The sequence below is a fragment of the Nocardia asteroides genome (assembly GCF_021183625.1).
In the GTDB taxonomy this organism is placed as follows: Bacteria; Actinomycetota; Actinomycetes; order Mycobacteriales; family Mycobacteriaceae; genus Nocardia; species Nocardia asteroides_A.
In genome coordinates, this window is record NZ_CP089214.1 from 6,758,572 (window position 1) to 6,779,587 (window position 21,016).

The following is a 21,016-nucleotide window of genomic DNA, read 5'->3' on the forward strand; positions in this document are numbered from 1 at the left end:
CGCTAGCATCGAAGTGACGACAGACGAATCCTCGTTAACCGGAGACCCCGCTGAGCTGGGCGAACACCCGGTTCGGGGCGGTGCACGCGCGGTGCCGTTCCGGCGAGGGGAGAGAGAAGAGCAGCGATGCCGATTGCTTCAGATCCGGCCACCGAGCCGGTGCCGGAGTACGCCGCGTGGCGCAAGGGTGTGGCGGGGGTGCTGGCGAAGGCGCGCAAGGTCGACGCCGCCGAGCTGCCGGACGAGCCGGAGACGCTGCTGACCGAGACCACCTACGACGGTCTCGCGGTCGCCCCGCTCTACACCCGGCGCGACGAGCGTCCGGAACCGCCACTGCCGGGGACGTTCCCGTTCGTCCGCGGCGTCGACGCCCGCCGCGACGTGCACCGCGGGTGGTTCGTCTCGGGCCGCGTCCAGGACGCCGACCCCGCCGCCGCGAACCGCCGGATCCTGGCCGGGCTGGAGAACGGCCTCTCCGCGCTCTGGCTGAGCGTGGGCGCACACGGCGTGCCGGTGGCCGAGCTCGGCGCCGCGCTGAACGGCCTGCTCTTCGACCTCGCCCCGATCACGCTGGACGCGGGCGCCGAGGTCGGTGCCGCGTCCGAGGCGCTGTTCGCGGCGCTGGACGGATATCGGGCCGCGGAGCGCACCGCCATCCGGGTCGCGCTCGCCGCCTCCCCGCTCACCGACGAGTTCGCCGGGATCACCGGGGTCACCCTGGACGACGCGGTCGCGCTCGCCCGCACCGCCGCCGCCCGCCCCGAGACCGTCCGCGCGATCACCGTCGACGGCACCGCCTTCCACGACGCGGGCGCCTCCGAGGCGCAGGAGCTCGGCGCCGCGGTCGCCGCCGGGCTGGAGTACCTGCGCGCGCTCACCGCCGCGGGCACCGATATCGCGGACGCGCTCGGGCAGCTGGAGTTCCGGCTCGCCGCCACCGACGACCAGTTCGCCACCATCGCCAAGTTCCGCGCCGGGCGCACGCTCTGGGCCAGGGTCGCGCACGTCAGCGGCGCCCCCGGTTTCGGCGGCGCGCCGCAGCACGCGGTCACCTCCGCGGCCATGATGGCCCGGCGCGACCCCTGGGTGAACCTGCTGCGCACCACGCTCGCCGCCTTCGGCGCGGGCGTCGGCGGCGCGGACACCGTCACCGTCCTTCCCTTCGACTCCGCGCTGCCGGCGGGCGAGCTCGGCGTCTCGCAGAACTTCGCCGACCGGATGGCGCGCAACACCCAGCTGCTGCTGCTGGAGGAGTCGCACCTGGGCCACGTGCACGACCCCGGCGCCGGCTCCTGGTACATCGAGGACCACACCGCGCAGCTGGCCGAGGCCGCCTGGGCGTTCATGCGCGAGATCGAGGCCGCGGGCGGGTACCGGGCGGCGCTGGCCGCCGGGCTGCTCGCCGAGCGGATCGGCGCCACCGGGGCGGCCCGCGCGGCCGACATCGCGCACCGGCGCCTCGCCGTGACCGGCGTGAACGAGTTCCCGAACCTGGCCGAGGCCGCGCTCTCCGAGCAGGCCCGCGAGCCCGGCCGGGTGGCCCGCTACGGCGCCGCCTTCGAGGCGCTGCGCGACCGCTCCGATGTGTACCTGGCCGCCAACGGCGCCCGGCCGCGGGCGCTGCTGGTGCCGCTGGGCCGGGTCGCCGAGCACAACGTCCGGGTGACCTTCATCGCGAACCTGCTGGCCTCCGGCGGGATCGAGTCGGTGAACCCCGGGCCGCTCGAGCTCGACGGCATCGCCGCCGCCGCGACGGAGTCCGGCGCGAGCATCGCGGTGCTCTGCGGCTCGGACGCGCGCTACGCCGAGCAGGCGGGCGCGGCGGTGCGGGCGCTGAAACAGGCGGGCGTGCGGACGGTGCTACTGGCCGGTTCGGCGAAAGCCGTTGCCGGGGTCGAGGATCAGCCCGACGGCTACCTGGCCGCGAAGATCGATGCGGTGGCGGCGCTGTCCGGCCTGCTGGAGAAGGTGGGAGCATGACGACCGGTGAGATCGAGCACGTGATCGGCAGCTTCGCCGACGTGCCGCTGCACGAGCACGCCCCGGAGCCTGCCGCCGTCGGCCCGGAGGCGGTCTCGGAGTTCGTCGCGGAGGCGGCGGCCGCCACCGGCTACGCCCCCGAGCAGCTGACCTGGGTCACCCCCGAGGGCATCGACGTGCCGCCGGTCTTCACCAAGGCCGACCGCGACGCCGCCGCCGCCGAGGGCTACCCGCTGGACAGCGTGCCCGGCGTGCAGCCGTTCCTGCGCGGCCCGTACCCGACCATGTACGTGAACCAGCCGTGGACCATCCGGCAGTACGCCGGCTTCTCCACCGCCGCCGACTCCAACGCCTTCTACCGGCGCAACCTGCAGTCCGGGCAGAAGGGGCTCTCGGTCGCCTTCGACCTGGCCACGCACCGCGGCTACGACTCCGACCACCCGCGGGTGCAGGGCGACGTCGGCATGGCGGGCGTGGCGATCGACTCGATCCTGGACATGCGCCAGCTCTTCGACCACATCCCGCTGGACCAGGTCTCGGTCTCGATGACGATGAACGGCGCGGTGCTGCCGATCCTCGCGCTCTACGTGGTCGCCGCCGAGGAGCAGGGCGTCGCGCCGGAGCAGCTGGCCGGAACCATTCAGAACGACATTCTGAAGGAGTTCATGGTCCGTAACACCTACATCTACCCGCCCAAGCCCTCGATGCGGATCATCTCCGACATCTTCGCCTTCACCAGCGCGAAGATGCCGAAGTTCAACTCGATCTCCATCTCCGGCTACCACATCCAGGAGGCCGGGGCCACCGCCGACCTGGAGCTGGCCTACACCCTCGCCGACGGCGTGGAGTACCTCCGGGCCGGGATCGCGGCGGGTATGAAGGTCGACGAGTTCGCGCCCCGGCTCTCCTTCTTCTGGGCCATCGGCATGAACTTCTTCATGGAGGTCGCGAAGCTGCGCGCCGGGCGGCTGCTCTGGAGCGAGCTGGTCGCGAAGTTCGAGCCGAAGAGCGCGAAATCGCTCTCGCTGCGCACCCATTCGCAGACCTCGGGCTGGTCGCTCACCGCGCAGGACGCCTACAACAATGTCGCGCGCACCTGCATCGAGGCGATGGCCGCCACCCAGGGCCACACCCAGTCGCTGCACACCAACGCGCTCGACGAGGCGCTGGCGCTGCCCACCGACTTCTCCGCCCGGATCGCCCGCAACACCCAGCTGCTGATCCAGCAGGAGTCGAACACCACCCGCCCGATCGACCCGTGGGGCGGCTCGTACTACGTCGAGTGGCTCACCCACCAGCTCGCGAACCGCGCCCGCGCGCACATCGCCGAGGTGGAGGCGCACGGCGGCATGGCGCAGGCGATCGGCGAGGGCATCCCGAAGCTGCGCATCGAGGAGGCCGCGGCCCGCACCCAGGCCCGCATCGACACCGGCCAGCAGCCGGTGATCGGCGTGAACAAGTACCAGGTCGAAGAGGACCAGCAGGTCGAGGTCCTCAAGGTGGAGAACTCCCGGGTGCGCGCCGAGCAGATCGAGAAGCTGCGCGCGCTGCGCGCCGATCGGGATTCCGATGCCGTCGAGCGCGCACTGGCCGAGCTCACCCGCGCCGCCGCCTCGTCCGCGGGCGGCATGGAGAACAACCTGCTCGCGCTGGCGATCGACGCCGCGCGCGCCAAGGCCACCGTCGGCGAGATCTCCGACGCGCTGGAGAAGGTCTACGGCAGGCACCAGGCCGAGATCAGGACGCTCTCCGGGGTGTACCGCGACGAAGCCGGAAAGGTCACCAACATCAGCAGCGCGATCGAGCTGGTCGAGGAGTTCGCGGAGGCCGAGGGGCGCCGCCCGCGCATCCTCGTCGCCAAGATGGGCCAGGACGGGCACGACCGCGGCCAGAAGGTGATCGCCACCGCCTTCGCCGACCTCGGCTTCGACGTCGACGTGGGCCCGCTCTTCCAGACCCCCGAGGAGGTGGCGCGCCAGGCGGCCGACAACGACGTGCACGTCGTCGGGGTCTCCTCGCTGGCGGCGGGGCACCTCACGCTGGTGCCCGCGCTGCGGCAGGCACTGGCCGATGTCGGGCGCCCCGACATCATGGTCATCGTCGGCGGCGTCATCCCGCCCGGTGACTTCGACGAGCTCTACGCGGCGGGCGCAGCGGCGATCTTCCCGCCCGGCACCGTCATCGCCGACGCCGCGATCGACCTGCTCCGCAAGCTCGCCGCGGCGCTCGGCCACGACCTCGGCGGTGCGGTCGCCGAGCCCGCCGCGCCGCAGGACGAGCCGGGGAGCGCGACCGCCGGATGAGCGCGCGCGTCATCGACGTGGACGCGATGGCCGACGCGGTCCGCTCGGGTGAGCGGGCCGCGCTGGCGCGCGCCATCACCCTGGTCGAATCCACCCGCTCCGATCACCGGGACAGAGCGCAGGAACTCCTGCTCCGGCTGACCCCCGAGGGCGAGGTCGCGGCCTCCAACCGGGTCGGTATCACCGGCGTGCCCGGCGTCGGCAAGTCGACCTTCATCGACGCGCTCGGCATGGACCTGATCCGCAAGGGACACAGGGTCGCCGTCCTCGCCGTCGACCCCTCCTCCACCCGCACCGGCGGCTCGATCCTCGGCGACAAGACCCGCATGGCCCGGCTCTCCCTGGAAGCCGACGCCTTCATCCGCCCCTCGCCGACCGCGGGCACCCTCGGCGGCGTCGCCAAGGCCACCCGCGAGACCATCGTGCTGCTGGAAGCCGCGGGCTACGACGTGATCCTGGTGGAGACCGTCGGCGTCGGCCAGTCCGAGGTGACCGTCGCCAACATGGTCGACGTCTTCTGCTTCCTCACCCTCGCCCGCACCGGCGACCAGCTGCAGGGCATCAAGAAGGGCGTGCTCGAGCTCGCCGACCTGGTCGCGGTCAACAAGGCCGACGGTAAGCACGAGCTCGAGGCCAAGGGGGCCGCCCGCGAACTCGCCGGGGCACTGCGTTTGATCCACCCGCACGACGCGCTCTGGAAGCCGCCGGTGCTCACCATGAGCGGGCTCGAGGGGCTCGGGCTCGACAAGTTCTGGGACACCGTCCTCGAGCACCGGCGGGTGCTCACCGACGCGGGCGAGTTCGCCGAGAAGCGGCGGCGGCAGCAGGTCGACTGGACCTGGACGATGGTCCACGACCAGCTGCTGCGCCGCCTCGCCGACAATCCGTCGGTCAAGGCGGTCCGCGGGGACGTCGAAAAGCAGGTGCGCGAGGGAACTCTCACCGCCGCCCTCGCCGCCGAACAACTCGTCCGGGCCTTCGACGGGGCGTAGCGCCCCGCCGAGCCCGGAGCTAGGCGCTGTTCCGCGCGTCGAATTCGGCGCGGCACTGCTCGATGTAGGCATTGTTCGTGCGCGCCCAGTCGGCGATGCCCCGAATGTGCACGGCGAGGCTGTCGCCGAGCGGGGCGAGCGCGTACTCGACCTGCGGCGGTGTCGTGGGGAAGACCTTGCGGCTGATCATGCCGTCGCGCAGCAGGTTCCGGGTGCTCACGGTGAGCATGCGCTGCGAGATGCCGGGGATCGCGCGCTGTAGCTCGTTGAAGCGGCGCGGCCCGGAGTGCAGCTCGACCAGGACGAGCAGGCTCCACTTGTCGCCGAGCCGCTCCAATACCTCCTTGATGCCACAGTGATCACCACCACAGGGCCCCTGCGCCTCGGCGCCGGCGGCCTGGTCGGTTACCTCGGTGTGCGTTGCCGTCACGAAAGTGCCTCCTGTCGGACGCCGGATTTCCCGGCCATGATCGTTCTGCGGCCGTGCGAAGGGCTCGGCGGGGGCGGGGGAGCCGGGCTCGCCATGGTCGCGGCAGCCGGGACGGTGGAGCCGCAAGGGGGCGGTTCCGCCGGACCGGCGGCGCCGACGAGGTGGTCGCCGACCTTTCAGTCTCGCACAGGTCGGTCGATACCGAAGAGCTGGGCGGCGTTGTCGTGCAGCACGTTCCGCACCCATGCGTCCCCGAGTTCGAGCCGCTCCAGCACCTCGACGGCGTGCGAGTACGGGTAGGGGATGTTCGGGAAGTCGCTGCCGAAGAGGATTCGGTCGCCGAGATCGCGGACCCGCCCGTACTCGGAGCGCGGGAACGGCGCGTTCGCCTCGCTGAAATCGGTCCAGACCATGGTGGTGTCCAGCCGGACGTCTTCGTACTGCGATGCGAGATCGAGGAACTCGGTGTACTCGGGGGTGCCCATGTGCGCGATGATCAGCGGCAATCGAGGGAAGCGGCGCAGGACGTCGGCGATCCGGCCGGGGCCGGTGAACTCGCCGGGCGCGGGGCCGGAGCCGCAGTGGATCACCACGGGTACGCGGGCGTCGGAGAGAATGCCCCAGACCGGGTCGAGCAGCGGATCGTCGGGGGCGAAGGCGCCGACCTGGACGTGCACCTTGAAGACCCGCGCCCCGGCCTCGATCGCCTCGGCGACATAGGTTTTCGCCTCGGGCTCGGGGTAGCAGGTCGCGGTGTGCAGGCAGTCGGGGGTGGCGGCGGCGAACTCGGCGGTCCAGGCATTGAGCCAGGCGGCCATCTCCGGCTTGTGCGGATACACCAGCGAGGTGAAGGCGCGCACGCCGAACGAGCGCAGGGTGGCGAGCCGCTCCGCCTCGCCCGCCCGATAGGTGATCGGCCACTCCTGCCCGGTCAGCGGCCCGACCTGGTCGAAGTAGGCCCACACCTTGCGCATCACGTTGTGCGGCATGAAGTGCGTGTGCACGTCCACGATCCCGGGGATCCCGAGACGCTCGCGAAGCGCGGCGAGCCGATCGGCCTCGGTCATGATTCCTCCCGGTACACGGTCGCGGCGAAGTCGCCGACCCGCTCGACGAGCCGGGTGAAGAACCCGTCGGGGTCGGTGCCGACCACGATGTCGGCATTCGGTTCCCGGCCCCACATGCCCGCCCAGTCGGCGACGGTCGTCCCGCGGGTCAACGCCCCGTTCAGCTCCACGGCGACGGTCGCGGGGCGGGTGACGGCGAGCGCGGGATCCAGGGTGACGGCGGCGGCGAACGGGTCGTGCATGTGCGCCAGGTAGCCGAGGTCGTAGGAGCGGTGGAAGTCGAAGTAGAACCGGACGGCGTCGGTCAGGTGCCGGACGATGGGGTTCGAGGTCGCGCTGCGGAAGGCGATCGGATCGTCCGGGCCGACGGTCTCGACCGGGGTGCTGCCCGCCCGCTCGGCGAGCCGGGCGAGGTGGTGCGGCAGCATCTCGATGCTCTCGGTGATGTCGAGCCCGCAGACCAGCGGCCGTTGCGGCGCACCCGAGAAGGCGTCGAAGACCTCGGCGGCCGCCTCCGGGTCGACGTGGATGTTCCACTCGGCGGTCGGGGTGGTGTTGCCCGGGTGGTTGAAGGCGCCGCCCATGATCACCAGGCGGCGCAGCAGCCGGGGGAGCGCGGGCTCGGCGCGCAGTGCCAGCGCCAGGTTGGTGAGCGGGCCGGTGCAGAGGCCGGTGATCTCGCCGGGGTTCGCGCGGACGGTGTCCACCCAGAGCTCGGCGGCGCTGCGCGGGGAGAGCGCGCGGGTGGCCGGGGGCAGCTCGGCGTAGCCGACGCCGTGCGGGCCGTGCGTGTCCTCGGTGGTGCGCAGCGGGGTCGCCAGCGGGGCGGCGGCGCCGAGCGCGACCTCGATCTCCGGCGCCCGGCACACGTCGAGCCAGGCCAGGTTGTTCGCGGCGACCCGGGCGGCGGGCACATTGCCCGCCGTGGACGCGATGCCGACGATCTCGGCCTCCGGCGAGGCCAGCAGGTAGAGCAGCGCCAGTGAATCATCGATACCGGTGTCGACGTCGAGCAGAATCCGCACGTGGCGAGCCTAGCCGGATGGTCGTACCCGCCTTCGCGGTCGTCGCCCCGGCAGCCGCCACGCCGGAGACGACCGCCGCGCGGACATTGCCGCCGCGCCGGAACCGCCGGCGCGCGGACCGGCCGGACAACCGCGGCTCAGCGCAGCGCGACCGCCCACTCCAGCGGCGACGACCCGTACTTCGGCGCGGGCCACGGGTACTCGGGGTACTCGGCGAAGGCGGGCCGCGCGGTGGTCGCGCCGCCGCCGGTGATGGTGAGTTCGGCGGCGGCCGGGGTGGCGGCCGGGTGCCGCGGGGTGCGGTCCGGCGCGGCGAGCAGCCAGGAGGCGGTGCGGGCCAGCGCGGCGCGCACCTCCCGGCCGGAGCCGTCGACGGTGCGCAGCGCGAGCGCGTCCAGCACGCCCGCCGCCAGCAGGTAGCCGGTGGCGTGGTCGAGCGCCTGCGCGGGCAGCGTGCCGGGCGCGACCTCGGCACCCTCCAGCACCGAGATTCCGGCCGCCGCCTGCACGATGGAGTCGAAGCCGCGGCGCTGCCCCCACGGGCCGCTCTCGCCCCACGCGCTCACCCTGGCGTGGATCAGCCCCGGCCGCACCGACGGGTCGATCCCGGCGAACTCCAGCGCGCCCGGCCGGTACCCGGTGACCAGCACGTCGGCCTCGGCGAGCAGCTCGTGGAAGCGGTCGAGGTCGGTGATCAGATCGAGCAGCGCGGAGCGCTTGCCCTGGCAGGTGTCGGCGAACTGCAGCGGGATCTCCGGCAGCTTCGGCGGGTCGAGGCGGAGCACGTCGGCGCCGAGCAGCGCCAGCGTCCTCGTCGCGACCGGGCCCGCGATCACCCGGGTCAGATCGAGCACCCGCAGGCCGTGCAGCGGGCGCACCGGGTCGGTGCCGAGCCCGACCCGGTCACCGCCGATGTCGGTGCGGCGATCCATGGCGACCAGCGGCCCGGTGGCGGCGGCGCGCCCCTGCTCGCTCTGCGCCCACTCCTCCTCGGTGCGCACCCGGACCACGATGGCGCCGTGCTCGGCGGCCCGGTCCTCCAGGTCGCTCGCCCGGTTCATGGCCAGGTGGGTGATGGCGAGGTCGGTGCTCGCGTCGGCGGGCAGCCCGAGCGCGGAGAGCAGCGCGGCCCGGTGGTGCGGGTAGTTCGCGTGCGTGCGGATCCAGCCGTCGAAGGTCGGGAAGAAGCCGGAGAGGTCGCCGAAGGCGCTCACCGGCTCGCCCGCCAGCCGCAGCACGTGATCGGAGGCGAAGGCGGTGCTCACCCGCGCCGGGTCCAGCGTGATCGGGGTGGCGGGCAGCCCGCGCACCGCGCGCAGGCGGTTGGCGGCGGCGGTCACGGCGGTCAGCGAGCCGGCGGCCAACGTCCAGACCGGTAGCGTCGCGGCGAGGTGGTTACCCGCCTGGACGGCGGCTGTGGCGCCGGAGGGTGCGATCCCGATCCCGGTCTCGTAGGCATGGACCAGCGGGTCGTGCGTGTTCACCGGCACGGAACCCCCCTCTGCGACGTGCTCGTGACTCACGAGGGCCCATCGTTCCACAGTGATCGGCGCCGTGTCGCGGTGGAGTGGGCCGTGTCTCGGCCGCGAACCCGGGTGGGCGGGAAAGGTTCATCCCGGCCCGGCTCAGCCCTCCGCGAGCGCCGCGATGTGCTTGAGGATGTCGGGGTAGCGCTGGGTGTGCGCGCCGCCGTCGAGCGCGATGTTCGAGCCGGTCATCCAGCCCGCCGCGGGCGAGGCGACGAAGGCGACGGCCGCCGCGATGTCCTCCGGGCTGCCCGCGCGGCCGAGCGGGGTGTTGGCCACGAAATCCTCGACCAGGCCGGGTACCAGCGCCGCGCCCTCGGTGAGCGGGGTCGGCACGAAACCGGGGGAGATGGCGTTCACCCGGATGCCGCGCGGCCCGAGCTCCAGCGCCGCCACCTCGGTGAGCATGGCGACGCCCGCCTTGGCCGCGCAGTAGGCGCCCATGGCGACGCCCGGCTGGGTGGCGTTCAGCGAGGCGATGAGCACGATCGAGCCGCCCGGCCGCAGCGCGGGCGCCGCGTGCTTGACCACGAGGAAAGAGCCGGTCAGGCAGACGTCGACGGTGGCGCGCCAGTCCTCGGCGGACAGGTCGGTGAGCGCGCCGGGCCGGGAGATGCCCGCGCAGTCCACCACGGTGTCGATGCCGCCGTGCCGCTCGGAGACCGTCGTGATCAGCGCGCTGACACTCGCCTCGTCGGTGACCTCGACCGGCAGCGCCTCGACGCCGAGCTCGGCCGCGTACTCCTTCGCGCCCTCCGCGTTGCGATCGGCGATCACCACGGTCTCGCCGTCGGCGTGCAGCCTGCGCACGGTGGCCAGCCCGATCCCGGACGCACCGCCGATCACGATGCTCACCCGCTGGGTCATGTCGTTCCCCGTTCTGTGTGGACGGTATTCCGCACAGGTGTACAGCATGGGCCGGGCGGACGCGCCGCTAATCGGCTCGGGGGAACCCGGGACCCAGTCTCCGGCGGCGGCGAGGATGTCGGCGCGGTCGGGTAGCTTCACCCCCGTGACCCTCGAGGCGACCGCGTGGCTGCGGATTCTGCGGGCAGAGCCGGCCGCGGCCCGCAACCTGCTGTGCTTTCCCCCGGGTGGCGGCTCCGCGTCCGCCTTCCGTGAGCTGGCCGGTGCGCTCGCGCCCGGCACGACGGTGGCCGCGGTGCAGTACCCCGGCAGGCAGGACCGCTTCGGCGAGCCGCAGGTGGAGAGCATCGCCGCCATGGCCGACGCCGTCGCCGGGGATCTGATCCGGCTGCCGATCGAGCCGGGCGTCGCGCTGTTCGGGCACAGCATGGGCGCCACCGTCGCCTTCGAGACCGCGCGCAGGCTGAGCGCCGCCGGGCGCGGGCCGACGGTGCTGTTCGTCTCCGGCAGACCCGACCCCCGCTACGTGGAGCCCGGCGCGCTGCACGAGGCCCCCGATTCGGCGCTGATCGCCGACCTGGAGCGGCTGGCCGACGACCCCGCCTCGGTCGCCGTGCTGCGCGCGGATCCCGGCCTGGCCGAGCTGGTGCTGCCCGCGGTGCGCGCCGACTACCGAGCCGTCGAGACCTACCGGTACGAGCCGGGCGAGCCGCTGCGCTGCCCGGTGTTCGCCCTGGTCTCCGACGCCGACCCGACCACGACCCCGGAGCAGGCCGACGGCTGGCGCGAGCACACCTCCGGGCCGTTCGAGCGGATCGTCTTCCCCGGCGGGCACTTCTACCTGGATGCCGCGGTGACCGACGTGGCGGCCGCGATCTCCTCCCGGCTGCGCTGATCGTCACCGCGGAATGAGCCAGATCGCCAGCCCGAATCCGCACAGCGCGATCACCCAGCGCAGCGGCCGCGCCGGCAGCACCTTCACCACCGCCGGGCCGCACCAGCCGCCCGCGAACGCGCCGACCGCCATCGCGGCCGCCGCTCCCCAGTGCACCGGCCCGAGCAGCGCGAAACCCAGCGCCGCCAGCAGATTCGCGATACCGAGCAGGTAGCTCTTCATGATGCTCGCACGCCAGATGTCGGAGGCGGTGGCGACCAGGACAAGCGCCAGGATCATCACCCCGGCTCCCGCACCGAAGTAGCCGCCGTAGATCGAGATCAACACGATGCCGATGGGGTAGGCGCGCGGGAACGTCCGGTCACCGGCCAGCTCGCGCAGCTTCGGTTGCAGCAGCAGGCTCAGCGAGGCCGCCACGATCAGGAACGGGACGGCGAGCTCGAAGGCGGCGGCCGGGGTGCAGAGCAGCAATCCGGCACCGATCGCGCCACCCACCGCCGCGCAGATCGCGTACCGGATCAAAGTGCGCTTGTCCTCCTGCAGCGCCGAGCCGGAGTTGGCCGTCGAGCCGAGTCCTACAGCGACCATGGCGACGGTATTGGTGACGTTGGCGGCGACGGGCGGGAGCCCCGCGGCGAGCAGCGCGGGGTAGGAGACCAGCGAGGCGATGCCGGTGACGTAGCCGATCAGTCCGGCGAAGAACCCGGCGACCACCACCAGCCCGATGGTGAGCAGACTCAACGGGTCCGTCCCGGGCGCAGGATCATGGCGGGAGCCTATCGACGGGCGTCCCGGTATCCGGACCGCCCGGTCCACCGATGTGGACTACGTCACGCGGCGGCCATCGGCGTTACGCGCCTGCGCAGCACCACCACCCCGGCCCACGAGCCGAGCACCAGCGTCGCCGCGCCGACCTGGACCAGCGTGAGCGCGCTCTCCGGATACAGCACCCCGGTCAGGTAGTGCGCGATGAACCCGCTGTCCGGCAGCGGAGCCTCCCCGCCGCGCTCCCTCGCCCAGCTCTCCAGTGCGGTCAGCGGGCAGTCGTAGCCGATCAGAATCCCGCCGAACCCCCACCCGACCGCCGCGATGTGCAGCCAGATCGTGCGCGGCCGGCGCCAAGCGAGGAATCCGCCGGCCACGACGTACGCCACGAAGGCGTAGTGCGCGACCATCGTGCCGTCGGCGAGCAGGCGAAACAGCATGAAACGAGCCTACGCGCGGCCCTCCCGTGTGCCATGAGCATTTCTACGTGTTCGATCGCGCGGGTTCGCGCCTCATCGAGAGGTACGCGAGCCGACAGTGTGCACGATGACCACCTGCGGATCCCAGGGCACCAGATCGATGACGGCGCGGCGCAGTGCGGCGGTGTCGGGCAACTGCTGAGGTCCGAGGACGGAGATGGTGGCGGTGTGGCCGTCGACGGTGACGCCGGTGACCTGGGCGCCGTCGGTGTCGTCGAGCCACACGTCGGCCGCGTCGGCGATCTGCCCCGCCCACAGCGTGGAGAGCGAGTTGAGCACCAGCGGGATCGCGACCACGAGCAGCGTCGCGGCCAGCACCAGGTAGGCGCGCCCGCGCCCGGCCTCGGTTCGTTCCGCGTATCCGGCCAGCACCAGCACCCCGGTGCTGGTGACGACCAGGGCGAGCACGTTCGAGGCGAACAGCACGAACGCCCCCAGCGCGAGACCGGGCGCGTCGGAGCCGAGGCACACCCCGACCACGCCGAGCGGGGGCACCAGTGAGATCGCGATCGCCACCCCGGGCAGCACGTCCCCGACATCGCGGCGGGTGATCGCGACCGCCCCGACCAGGCCGGTGGCCAGCGCGGCGGTGAGGTCCATCAGCTTGGGTGAGGTCCGGCCGAGCACCTGGGAATTGGCCAGCACGTCCACCGGATTCGGCAGCACCTGCGCGAAGAGGAACCCGAGCGTCACCACCACCGCGACGCCCGCGGTCACCAGGATCAGGCTGCGCCGGATCAGCGCACCGCTGCCGGTGGCGATGCCGAGCCCGATGCCGAGGATCGGCACCGACAGCGGCGCCACGATCATCGCGCCGATCACGGTGGCGGTGGAGTCCCCGGCGACTCCGGAGACCGCGATGACCCCGGAGAGCGTGAGCATGATCCAGAAGGCCGAGCGTTTCGCCCGCCGATCGCCGACCGACAGATCCAGCCGGTCGAACAGCTCTTCGGTCGAGCGGCGCTGGCCGGCGGGCACGAGATGCTGCATGGCGGAGCGTCCTTTCGGGCGGCAGGGTCACACCGTAAGCCAGGGGACAGCCGTCCGATATCACCCGATTCGGGTGATACCCGAGCCCCCGGCGGGCCGATAGCGTCGGGCCGCCGGGCGCGCGACACCCGATCTCACGGAGGCAGCCATGACCGAGCAGTTGGACTTCGAGGACACCACCGATTTCGACAACGCCACCCGCGGCTACCTGGGCGCGCTGGAACCCGCGGTGATCACCACCGCCGACGGCCGCCCGGTCTGGGACGGCACCGCCTACGACTTCCTCACCGGCGCCTGCCCGGACACCGCGAACCCGAGCCTGTGGCGGCAGGGACAGCTGTGCAATCTGCAGGGGCTGTACGAGGTCTGCGATGGCATCTACCAGGTCCGCAACCTCGACCTGTCGAACATGACCCTGGTCGAGGGCGAGCGCGGGGTGATCGTCATCGACCCGCTCATCTCCGCCGAGACCGCCGCCGCCGCGCTCGCGCTCTACCGCCGCCACCGCGGCGATCGCCCGGTGACCGGGCTGATCTACACGCATTCCCACGTCGACCACTTCGGCGGCGCCCGCGGCGTGCTGCCCGCCGACGCCGAGCCGGTGCCGGTTCTGGCCCCGGCCGGATTCCTCGAGCACGCCGTCAGTGAGAACGTCTACGCCGGGAACGCCATGACCCGGCGCGCGCTGTTCATGTACGGCACCGGGCTCGAGCGCGGCCCGGCCGGGCAGCTCGGCTGCGGGCTCGGCATGACCACCTCCACCGGCAGCATCTCGCTCATCCCACCGACCGTGGACATCACCGCCACCGGGCAGACCGAGACCGTGGACGGGGTGCGCATCGTCTTCCAGCTCACCCCGGGCACCGAGGCCCCGGCCGAGATGAACTTCCTGTTCCCGGAGCGGCGCGCGCTGTGCATGGCCGAGAACGCCACCCACAACATGCACAACGTGCTCACCCTGCGCGGCGCGCTGGTGCGCGACAGCCGCGTCTGGGCCCGCTACCTCGACGAAGCCGTCGCCCTCTTCGGCGAGCAGGCCGACGTCGCCTTCGCCTCGCACCATTGGCCGACCTGGGGCGCGGAGAACTGGACCGGCTGGCTCACCGGCCAGCGCGACATGTACGCCTACCTGCACGACCAGACCCTGCGGCTGCTCAACCGGGGCCTGACCGGCACGGAGATCGCCGAGGAGCTGCGCCTCCCGCCCGCCCTGGAACGGCTGTGGGCCAACCGCGGCTACTACGGCTCGCTCTCGCACAACGTCAAAGCCATCTACCAGCGCTACATGGGCTGGTTCGACGGCAACCCCGCGCACCTGTGGGAGCACCCCCCGGTCGAGACCGCCCGCCGCTACGTCGCCGACTACGGCGGGATCGACGCGCTCGTGGCCAAGGGCCGCGAGTACGCCGAGCACGGCGACCCGCGGTTCGCCGCGACCCTGCTCAACCACGCGGTCTTCGCCGAGCCCGGCCACGACGGCGCCCGCGACGCGCTGGCCGAGGTCTACGAGCGGCTCGGCTACGGCGCCGAGAACGGCACCTGGCGCAACTTCTTCCTGGTCGGGGCCCGCGAACTCCGCAACGGCGTCACCGACCTGGACATCGACACCGCCGACCCGCAGATGATGCTCGCGCTGCCGATCGACATGCTCATCGACGCGATGGCCGTCCGAGTCGACGGGCTCCGCGCCGCCGACACCGACTTCACCATGGACTGGCGCCTCACCGACCTGGACCGCACGGTCCGGCTGACCCTCTCCCGCGGGGCACTGACCCAGCGCACCGACACACCGGAGGCGCCGCTGCACGGCAAGGCCGAGGTAACCCTGACCCTCACCAAACCCCAGCTGCTCGCCGCGCTCGGCGGTGCCGGTCTCGACGGGGTCGAGGTCGACGGCGACCCGCAGGTGCTCACCACCCTCGCCGGGCTGCTCGACACCCCCGACCCCCGGTTCCCCATCGTGACCCCGTAGGCCGCCGTTGTCCTGGTCGGCAGGGTCAGGGCATGGCTTCCCAGCCGCGCCACGGGCGCGGGCCGCGACGGCCGCGCAGCGAGTCCACGCGCAGCTGAGCTTGGCGAGCTCGCCCGCTGTCCCGTCCCGCGGCCTGCACCGCCATGCAGGTCATGCGCATCTCCCGAATATCCCGGAGCAGCGGGAACCCGGGCCAGGTCTCGACATCGTGACCGTACGCCTGCGCGAAGCCCGCGTACTGCTGCCGGCTGATCCAGCCGAACGAACTGCGCTTGATGGCGGTGGAGGTCAGGTCCCACTCCGGGGGGCCGACGGACGCGCGTTCCAGATCGAGGAACAGCGTGGTGCCGTCCGTGGTCGTGACGACATTGCCGTCCCATGCGTCGCCGTGTATCGGCCCCCACGGCATTCCGCCCGTTCGCTCGGCCCACCGTTCTCGTAGTTCCGCGAGGTGGCGGCGAAGCCACCGACGGTCCGCGGGACTCGTCGCGGCCGCGGCGTCGATTCGCTGATCGAGCCGGACGAACGGGTCTATGTCGGGCAAGAACTCCGCCGGTTCGAGTCGGTGCAGCGTACGTAAGGCGCGGGCGATCTCGGGAGCGGTCGCACCGTGATGTTCGGGTAGCTCTTTCCAGAAGCTCACCGGGTGATCGCGCTGTATGACGAAAGTGGTTGCGAGATCGGCCGGTTCGACAGCCGGGACTCCGGATCGACGCAGCCAGTCGGCGATCAGGAGTTCGCGTTCCGCGGCGGCTTCCTGGCCGGGTTTCGCGACGCGGACAACGATCGCGGCGGACGGCACCCGATAGATCGCGTTCTCCGCGACCTTGATCGGCTCGAGGTCGGAGGCGTTCAACCCCACGGCCGAGCACGCGGCTCGGGCGACGGCTTCGAGGTCTTCATTATTCATTCGCGAGCCTGCGCGAGGTCCGCGCCCGCGCGGCGGGCGAAGGTTCGCAACTCGTGGACATCCTCGGCGGCGCGCATCGACCGCAGCGATGACGCCCGCTGCACGGCAGTGGAGCCGATGCTGACCGCTTGGTCGGGATCACCGGTGGCCATTGTCAGCGACGCCAGCTTGATCGTCGAGATCGTTCGGGATCGCTCGGCGTCGCCGGTGTGATCCTTGACGGCGGTCTGCAACCGCTGGCGTGCTTCGCTGCCGAATCGGCCGTGGATCGCCAGGTCGAACAAGGCGTGCCCGGTATCGCCTGCGTGCTGGGCCGCGTCGTAGTACGCCATCCAGCTCGGATTCTCGCCGGGCTCGGATCGACCGAACTGCTCATCGGCGTTCCCGACGGCGGTCATCGTCTCCTCCACCGCGCCGAGTTTGGCGTGTGCGCGTGCCTTGGCGGTGTAGAGCATCGCCCGTTCGGTGGCGGTGAGGCGATCGGAGTAGAGGAACGCCTGCTGGACGAAGCGCAGGCCGTCTTTCGGCTTGCCGGTCCAGATCGCTTGGCGGGCCGTGGACGAGAGTATTTTCGCGCGGAGTTGCCACGCGTCGGCCTCCTCGGCGCACTTCAGCGCCAAGTCGAACATGTCGGCAGCGTCGCGGTGCACGCAGGCGTCGAATGCCATGAACCCTGCTGTGTGGGCCAGCGAACCGACAGCGGCATACAGGTCGCTGCGGTATCTGGGGGCGCACCCGGCGCGGAGGTAGGACACCGCGACGCGCAGTTGGGCCGCCACCACTTCGCGCACCAGCCCGCCGCCGTAGCGAGCATCCCAACCGGCGAACAGTGTCGAGGCAGCGCGAAGTTGTTCGATCTCGGCCGAGCCGACGCGCGTTGGCAGATCGGCTGGTCCGGTGTCGTTGAGGAGTTGCAGCAGGCCGTGAGGCGATGCGGCCGCTGTGGCGGTGACAGCGGCTGCGGTCCGCAGGAATTCGTTGCGGTTCACGTCGCCGAGGGTAGACGTGCTCGGCAGCTTGAACCACAGGAGCTCGGCGGGAATGCGCAGGATCTGGGACCAGCGCATCAGTTTGGTCATGATTTCGGGGGCGGGGCCGGTCTCGATCCGGCTCAGCTGAGCCTGGGTGACGTCGAGCCAGGTCGCGACCCGTTTCTGCGATAAAGGCTGCGGGCCGTGGAACGGGTGAGTGCGGTAGGCGTAGATGACGCGGCCCAGGTGCCAGGTCGACAGCGCGGCGAGCATGTGTTCGCTCCACCAGAACTGCGCGGACATCTCCATTGGCTCATCGACCGCGGCCGGTGCGCAAGTCGCGCACCACTGCGCCGGGTTGTAGCGGCTCAGTCGGCCACCACATTCGACGCAACACCGCTCCCCGCTCATCCGCGTCATCTTCCCCGCTTCAACGACGTGACCCCCTGTGAATCCTTGGACGCTAGCACCGCAAGAGGCACCCGGTATGTGCCTCGCGCATACCCGGGATACGTCGCGCTGTTCGTCGACAGCTCGCCCGAGCACCGATGGTCGTCGGTGTCCGGGAAATCGAATTCGAAAGGGACGAAATGGCTTTAGCGATCGTTGTTCCAATCCTCGGGCCGCCGGCCGTCGGTAAGACCACCCTCACCCTCCGCCTCGGAGCCGATCCGCGGCGCATGACCTTCCGCTTGCGCGAGCATGTGCCGGTCGACGACCTCGCGGCCACGACATCCGCCGCGGACAGGCTCGGCTGGCTGCCCGACAGCATCGTCGAGCCGGCGATTCGGGGCTTCCTCGAACGCACTGCGGACAACGACCTGCTCGACACTGTCCTGCTCGACAATTTCCCGGGCACGCCGGAACAGGTAGGGATGTTGGTCACTGTCCTCGCCGACATCGCGCCGCGGTGCGCGCTCGAGCCGGTCGAGCTGGAACTGGGTGAACGCGCGCGGGTCCGCCGGGCCGAGCGGCGGCGCGTCTGCCACCACTGCGAGCAGGACCCGATCGCAGATCCGCGCATGCCGGCGGACCGGGTCGCCTCCCGACCGTGGACCTGCGCGCGCTGCGGTGGCCTGCTTCATCCCCGCCGCGGCGACGCACCCTCACTGTTCGCCGCCCGCAGCCGTCGCCACAGCGATTCCACCGTCACGATCCGGGAGGCGTTCACCCGCCTCGGACACCCCGTCACCACCCTCGACGCCGACCAAGAGCCAGCCTTCCTGGCTGCGCGCGTCGAGCCGATGCTGATCAGCAGGAGCAAAGCCGTATGACCATCGTGCCGCTGCCCGCCCCGACCACGAAACCCGACAGCTATGGCCACGCGCGCATGCCGCGCGGTGCCGCAGTCCCCGAACCCGGCCGCGTCGACCGCGTCTCCTACGGCCGATTCCGCAACGTATACCTCTACATCACCGAGGCCTGCCAGCTGCGCTGCGAGCACTGCTACATGGGCGAACGGCTCGACCGGGCGCTGAAGATGTCGCCGCAGCAGATCATCGACACCCTCACCGTGTGGCGAAAGTTGGGCGGCGACAAACTGACCATCCTCGGTGGCGAACCGACCCTGCATCCCTTTTACGTCGACTCCATCAAGGCCGCGGCGAAGATCGGCTACGGCCACGTCATCACCACAACCAACGCCCAGCAGCCCGCTCGCAAGAAGTTCGCGAAGCTCGAACCCTCGGACTTCGCCTACGTCCAAGTCAGCCTCGACGGAGGAAGCGCTGCCACCCACGACGCCGTGCGCGGCGCGGGCACCTTCGACATCGCTATGGACACCACCGCAGAGCTGTGCGCCCGCGGCTTCGACACCTGCATCATCTGCACGGTCAACAAGGCCAACGAATCCGATGTGCTGAACCTGCTCACCATCGCCGACGAGATCGGTGCTTCGCTGGTGAAGTTCCATGTCTTCAGCACCATCGGCACCGGCCACGGTAGTCCCGAGATGGCCATGACTCCGCCGGAGTGGGTGAGCTTCTGCAACCGCCTCGAAGCCGTCGCTTCCGAGCACAGAACGCGGGTGTGGTTCCAGCCGACCTACGCTCACCGCGACGACATGGACCGCTACGCCGCCGAGGGCTACCAGGGCTGCATCGGCCGCACCCTCGACCGGATCAGCGTCTTCCCCGACGGCCGCGCCTACGTCTGCTCCTACCTGTTCGACACCGACAGCTACTTCGCTCGCATGAAGGGCAATCAGGTCGTTCTCAACCGTGAAACCGGAACCAACGAGTTCGACCTGTTCACGCTCCCCTTGGTCGACAGCGCGTGCGGCGGGTGCAAATCCTCGGCCTGCTTCGGCGGCTGCCCCGCCGAGGAGATCGTCATGGGAGCCAGCTCCTGCTCGCAGTACCCCGACATCGTCCCCGTCTGCCGCCTCTGGAAATCCAGCGCCAAACCCGAATAGGAGCCCCGTGATCACCTACGACAACTTGCTCGACCCGCTGCGCCATCTCGACTGGGACAACGTCGAAGCCGTCGACTCCGCCACCCGCAAGATCTTCGCCCACTTCACCACCGGCACCTACCTCGTGCGACGCGGGCTGACCGCGATCCGCGAGACGCCCCGTCTCATGGCGCTCTGCGAGCACTACGACATCCTCGACAAACTCGTCCTCTTCGATGACCCCGACACCGGCATCCGCATCCGGCTCCACGTCTTCGGCCCCGGCTACCACGACCGTCCGCACAACCACCGCTGGACCTACTCCAGCCACATCCTGCGCGGCGAGTACCGGCACCGCATCTACCAGCCCGCCGACCTGCGCGACGACCTCGACCCGGCCGGCCTCGCCGCCGTGATGGTCCGGCGGGAGCAGCCCGGAGTGAGCTACACCCTGCACCACAGCGCCATCCACGCCGTCGTCGCCGAGCCCGGCACCGTCTCGCTCGTCGTCCGTGGCCCGGCCATGACAGACCGGTTCCTTGTCATGGACAACAAGACCGGGCAGGCCTGGTGGCAGTACGGCTCGGCGGAGGAGACACCCGAGGTCGCCCGCTCCAAGCGCATGTCCGGCGAGCGGTTCCGGGAGCTGGTCGACTCCCTCACCGAGTGGAAGATCATCTGAACATGGCAATTCCGGGAGTGCGCCACCGATAGCGGCGGCGCCCTCCCGGTAGATAGGGCTTGCTACCAGCCGTAGATCGAGAAGCGACGATCGGCAACGATGTGCTGCAACGCTTCCCGGCAGTACGGGATCATCCGCTCCGGCAGCGCGTCGAGCGCGAACCACGCAAGCTCGTCGCACTTGTCCGGCTCCCGATTCGACGGCTGCTGTTCACCCAGCCGCACGCGGAAGAAGAACGCCACCCGTCCGCCCGAGGACGAGTTGTGCATGACGTGAGCGAACTCGGCGGCCGACGGATCGATCGTCACCCCGATCTCCTCCTTCGCCTCCCGCACCAGCGCATCCAACACCGACTCACCGGCCTCCAGATGACCGGACGGCACGTGGTACGCGCCGTCCTCGTACCCCGTGTTCGCGCGCTGACCGAACAGCACGCGCCCCTCCTCGTCGGTGAGCAGGAGATGCACATCCCCGATTACCTTGTGCCGCTCCGCACCGGCCACCGCCATCACCAGCCTCTATTCGTCATAACCCCGCCCGCCCTGGGCGACGCGAGCACACCGTAAGCCCGCGGCTACCGCGCTCTCATGCGTCCGGCGCATACCACCCGGACCATCCTCGATTCCGGAGACACCGTGAAGAATCTGCCCTGTCGACCCGTCGCGACCGAGCGCCGCTACCCGCCCCCGTGCTCTCCCGTTGAGAAGGCCCCCGAAGAGTTGCTGCTACGCACGGCGGCGGCGATGCGCGAAGCGTGGCGGAGTTGGTCG

At 71.2% G+C, this 21,016-nt stretch carries 19 protein-coding genes; 8 read left to right on the plus strand and 11 right to left on the minus strand.

Annotation, left to right across the window (positions count from 1 at the left end):
* Positions 1–126 precede the first annotated feature (126 nt).
* The 3 genes from LTT61_RS31335 to meaB are packed head-to-tail and all read left to right on the plus strand — an operon-like array spanning position 127 to position 5,275.
* Positions 127–1,980, plus strand: coding sequence for a methylmalonyl-CoA mutase family protein (locus tag LTT61_RS31335; RefSeq protein WP_233017610.1), 1,854 nt, complete (start codon positions 127–129; stop codon positions 1,978–1,980).
* The gene (scpA, locus tag LTT61_RS31340; RefSeq protein ID WP_233017611.1) at positions 1,977–4,283 is read left to right on the plus strand and encodes a methylmalonyl-CoA mutase; all 2,307 of its coding nucleotides are present in this window, start codon (positions 1,977–1,979) and stop codon (positions 4,281–4,283) included. The genes LTT61_RS31335 and scpA overlap by 4 nt, the downstream gene beginning before the upstream one ends.
* Positions 4,280–5,275, plus strand: a complete 996-nt coding sequence (gene meaB, locus LTT61_RS31345; RefSeq protein WP_233017612.1) for a methylmalonyl Co-A mutase-associated GTPase MeaB — start codon at positions 4,280–4,282, stop codon at positions 5,273–5,275. Before scpA ends, meaB begins: the two co-directional genes overlap by 4 nt.
* Before the next feature lie 19 nt (positions 5,276–5,294).
* On the opposite strand, the gene LTT61_RS31350 is transcribed toward meaB, so the two are convergent.
* From LTT61_RS31350 to LTT61_RS31370, 5 genes are all read right to left on the minus strand, one after another.
* Positions 5,295–5,705, minus strand: coding sequence for a winged helix-turn-helix transcriptional regulator (locus LTT61_RS31350; RefSeq protein ID WP_233017613.1), 411 nt, complete (start codon positions 5,703–5,705; stop codon positions 5,295–5,297).
* Positions 5,706–5,881: 176 nt separating this feature from the next.
* The gene (locus tag LTT61_RS31355) at positions 5,882–6,772 is read right to left on the minus strand and encodes an amidohydrolase family protein (RefSeq protein ID WP_233017614.1); all 891 of its coding nucleotides are present in this window, start codon (positions 6,770–6,772) and stop codon (positions 5,882–5,884) included.
* The gene (locus LTT61_RS31360) at positions 6,769–7,797 is read right to left on the minus strand and encodes a nucleoside hydrolase (protein WP_233017615.1); all 1,029 of its coding nucleotides are present in this window, start codon (positions 7,795–7,797) and stop codon (positions 6,769–6,771) included. The genes LTT61_RS31355 and LTT61_RS31360 overlap by 4 nt, the downstream gene beginning before the upstream one ends.
* Positions 7,798–7,934: 137 nt before the next feature.
* Positions 7,935–9,281 (minus strand): CoA transferase, encoded by a 1,347-nt coding sequence (locus tag LTT61_RS31365; protein ID WP_233021268.1) that lies wholly within the window; start codon positions 9,279–9,281, stop codon positions 7,935–7,937.
* 141 nt (positions 9,282–9,422) lie between these two features.
* Positions 9,423–10,190: an SDR family NAD(P)-dependent oxidoreductase gene (locus LTT61_RS31370; protein WP_233017616.1), complete on the minus strand. Its 768-nt coding sequence runs from the start codon at positions 10,188–10,190 to the stop codon at positions 9,423–9,425.
* 145 nt (positions 10,191–10,335) lie between these two features.
* On the opposite strand from LTT61_RS31370, the gene LTT61_RS31375 reads away from it, so the two are divergent.
* Complete coding sequence (locus LTT61_RS31375; protein WP_233017617.1) at positions 10,336–11,085, plus strand: thioesterase II family protein; 750 nt, start codon at positions 10,336–10,338, stop codon at positions 11,083–11,085.
* A gap of 3 nt (positions 11,086–11,088) precedes the next feature.
* Here LTT61_RS31375 and LTT61_RS31380 read toward each other — a convergent pair whose 3' ends face one another.
* From LTT61_RS31380 to LTT61_RS31390, 3 genes are all read right to left on the minus strand, one after another.
* Positions 11,089–11,826: a sulfite exporter TauE/SafE family protein gene (locus LTT61_RS31380; RefSeq protein WP_233017618.1), complete on the minus strand. Its 738-nt coding sequence runs from the start codon at positions 11,824–11,826 to the stop codon at positions 11,089–11,091.
* 89 nt (positions 11,827–11,915) lie between these two features.
* Positions 11,916–12,290 (minus strand): DUF2784 domain-containing protein, encoded by a 375-nt coding sequence (locus LTT61_RS31385; protein WP_233017619.1) that lies wholly within the window; start codon positions 12,288–12,290, stop codon positions 11,916–11,918.
* 72 nt (positions 12,291–12,362) lie between these two features.
* The gene (locus LTT61_RS31390; protein WP_233017620.1) at positions 12,363–13,319 is read right to left on the minus strand and encodes a DUF389 domain-containing protein; all 957 of its coding nucleotides are present in this window, start codon (positions 13,317–13,319) and stop codon (positions 12,363–12,365) included.
* 148 nt (positions 13,320–13,467) lie between these two features.
* On the opposite strand from LTT61_RS31390, the gene LTT61_RS31395 reads away from it, so the two are divergent.
* Positions 13,468–15,291, plus strand: a complete 1,824-nt coding sequence (locus LTT61_RS31395; RefSeq protein WP_233017621.1) for an alkyl/aryl-sulfatase — start codon at positions 13,468–13,470, stop codon at positions 15,289–15,291.
* A 25-nt stretch (positions 15,292–15,316) separates the two neighbouring features.
* Here the strand turns inward: LTT61_RS31395 and LTT61_RS31400 are convergent, their stop codons facing one another.
* Together LTT61_RS31400 and LTT61_RS31405 are read right to left on the minus strand one after the other, a co-directional pair.
* The gene (locus LTT61_RS31400) at positions 15,317–16,201 is read right to left on the minus strand and encodes a phosphotransferase enzyme family protein (protein ID WP_233017622.1); all 885 of its coding nucleotides are present in this window, start codon (positions 16,199–16,201) and stop codon (positions 15,317–15,319) included.
* Positions 16,198–17,475 (minus strand): XRE family transcriptional regulator, encoded by a 1,278-nt coding sequence (locus LTT61_RS31405; protein WP_233017623.1) that lies wholly within the window; start codon positions 17,473–17,475, stop codon positions 16,198–16,200. Before LTT61_RS31405 ends, LTT61_RS31400 begins: the two co-directional genes overlap by 4 nt.
* A gap of 245 nt (positions 17,476–17,720) precedes the next feature.
* Between LTT61_RS31405 and LTT61_RS31410 the strand changes: the two genes are divergently transcribed.
* From LTT61_RS31410 to LTT61_RS31420, 3 genes are read left to right on the plus strand one after another with little or no spacing between them, the layout of a single operon-like run.
* Positions 17,721–18,446, plus strand: coding sequence for a hypothetical protein (locus LTT61_RS31410; RefSeq protein ID WP_233017624.1), 726 nt, complete (start codon positions 17,721–17,723; stop codon positions 18,444–18,446).
* Positions 18,443–19,585, plus strand: coding sequence for a radical SAM protein (locus LTT61_RS31415; RefSeq protein WP_233017625.1), 1,143 nt, complete (start codon positions 18,443–18,445; stop codon positions 19,583–19,585). The genes LTT61_RS31410 and LTT61_RS31415 overlap by 4 nt, the downstream gene beginning before the upstream one ends.
* A 7-nt stretch (positions 19,586–19,592) precedes the next feature.
* Positions 19,593–20,246 carry a hypothetical protein gene (locus LTT61_RS31420; RefSeq protein ID WP_233017626.1) on the plus strand — a complete coding sequence of 218 codons (654 nt, stop codon included), beginning with the start codon at positions 19,593–19,595 and terminating at the stop codon, positions 20,244–20,246.
* Between the two features lie 62 nt (positions 20,247–20,308).
* Here LTT61_RS31420 and LTT61_RS31425 read toward each other — a convergent pair whose 3' ends face one another.
* A complete protein-coding gene (locus LTT61_RS31425) occupies positions 20,309–20,755 on the minus strand; it encodes an NUDIX hydrolase (RefSeq protein WP_233017627.1) in 447 nt (148 codons plus the stop codon).
* Positions 20,756–21,016: the final 261 nt, after the last annotated feature.

Excerpts from the sequence above, each read along its gene's own strand:
- LTT61_RS31335 (WP_233017610.1), top strand. The coding sequence starts at position 127 with ATGCCGATTGCTTCAGATCCGGCCACCGAGCCGGTGCCGGAGTACGCC.
- scpA (WP_233017611.1), top strand. The coding sequence starts at position 1,977 with ATGACGACCGGTGAGATCGAGCACGTGATCGGCAGCTTCGCCGACGTG.
- meaB (WP_233017612.1), top strand. The coding sequence starts at position 4,280 with ATGAGCGCGCGCGTCATCGACGTGGACGCGATGGCCGACGCGGTCCGC.
- LTT61_RS31355 (WP_233017614.1), bottom strand. The coding sequence starts at position 6,772 with ATGACCGAGGCCGATCGGCTCGCCGCGCTTCGCGAGCGTCTCGGGATC.
- LTT61_RS31370 (WP_233017616.1), bottom strand. The coding sequence starts at position 10,190 with ATGACCCAGCGGGTGAGCATCGTGATCGGCGGTGCGTCCGGGATCGGG.
- LTT61_RS31385 (WP_233017619.1), bottom strand. The coding sequence starts at position 12,290 with ATGCTGTTTCGCCTGCTCGCCGACGGCACGATGGTCGCGCACTACGCC.
- LTT61_RS31390 (WP_233017620.1), bottom strand. The coding sequence starts at position 13,319 with ATGCAGCATCTCGTGCCCGCCGGCCAGCGCCGCTCGACCGAAGAGCTG.
- LTT61_RS31395 (WP_233017621.1), top strand. The coding sequence starts at position 13,468 with ATGACCGAGCAGTTGGACTTCGAGGACACCACCGATTTCGACAACGCC.
- LTT61_RS31400 (WP_233017622.1), bottom strand. The coding sequence starts at position 16,201 with ATGAATAATGAAGACCTCGAAGCCGTCGCCCGAGCCGCGTGCTCGGCC.
- LTT61_RS31405 (WP_233017623.1), bottom strand. The coding sequence starts at position 17,475 with ATGTCCGCGCAGTTCTGGTGGAGCGAACACATGCTCGCCGCGCTGTCG.
- LTT61_RS31410 (WP_233017624.1), top strand. The coding sequence starts at position 17,721 with ATGGTCGTCGGTGTCCGGGAAATCGAATTCGAAAGGGACGAAATGGCT.
- LTT61_RS31415 (WP_233017625.1), top strand. The coding sequence starts at position 18,443 with ATGACCATCGTGCCGCTGCCCGCCCCGACCACGAAACCCGACAGCTAT.
- LTT61_RS31425 (WP_233017627.1), bottom strand. The coding sequence starts at position 20,755 with ATGGCGGTGGCCGGTGCGGAGCGGCACAAGGTAATCGGGGATGTGCAT.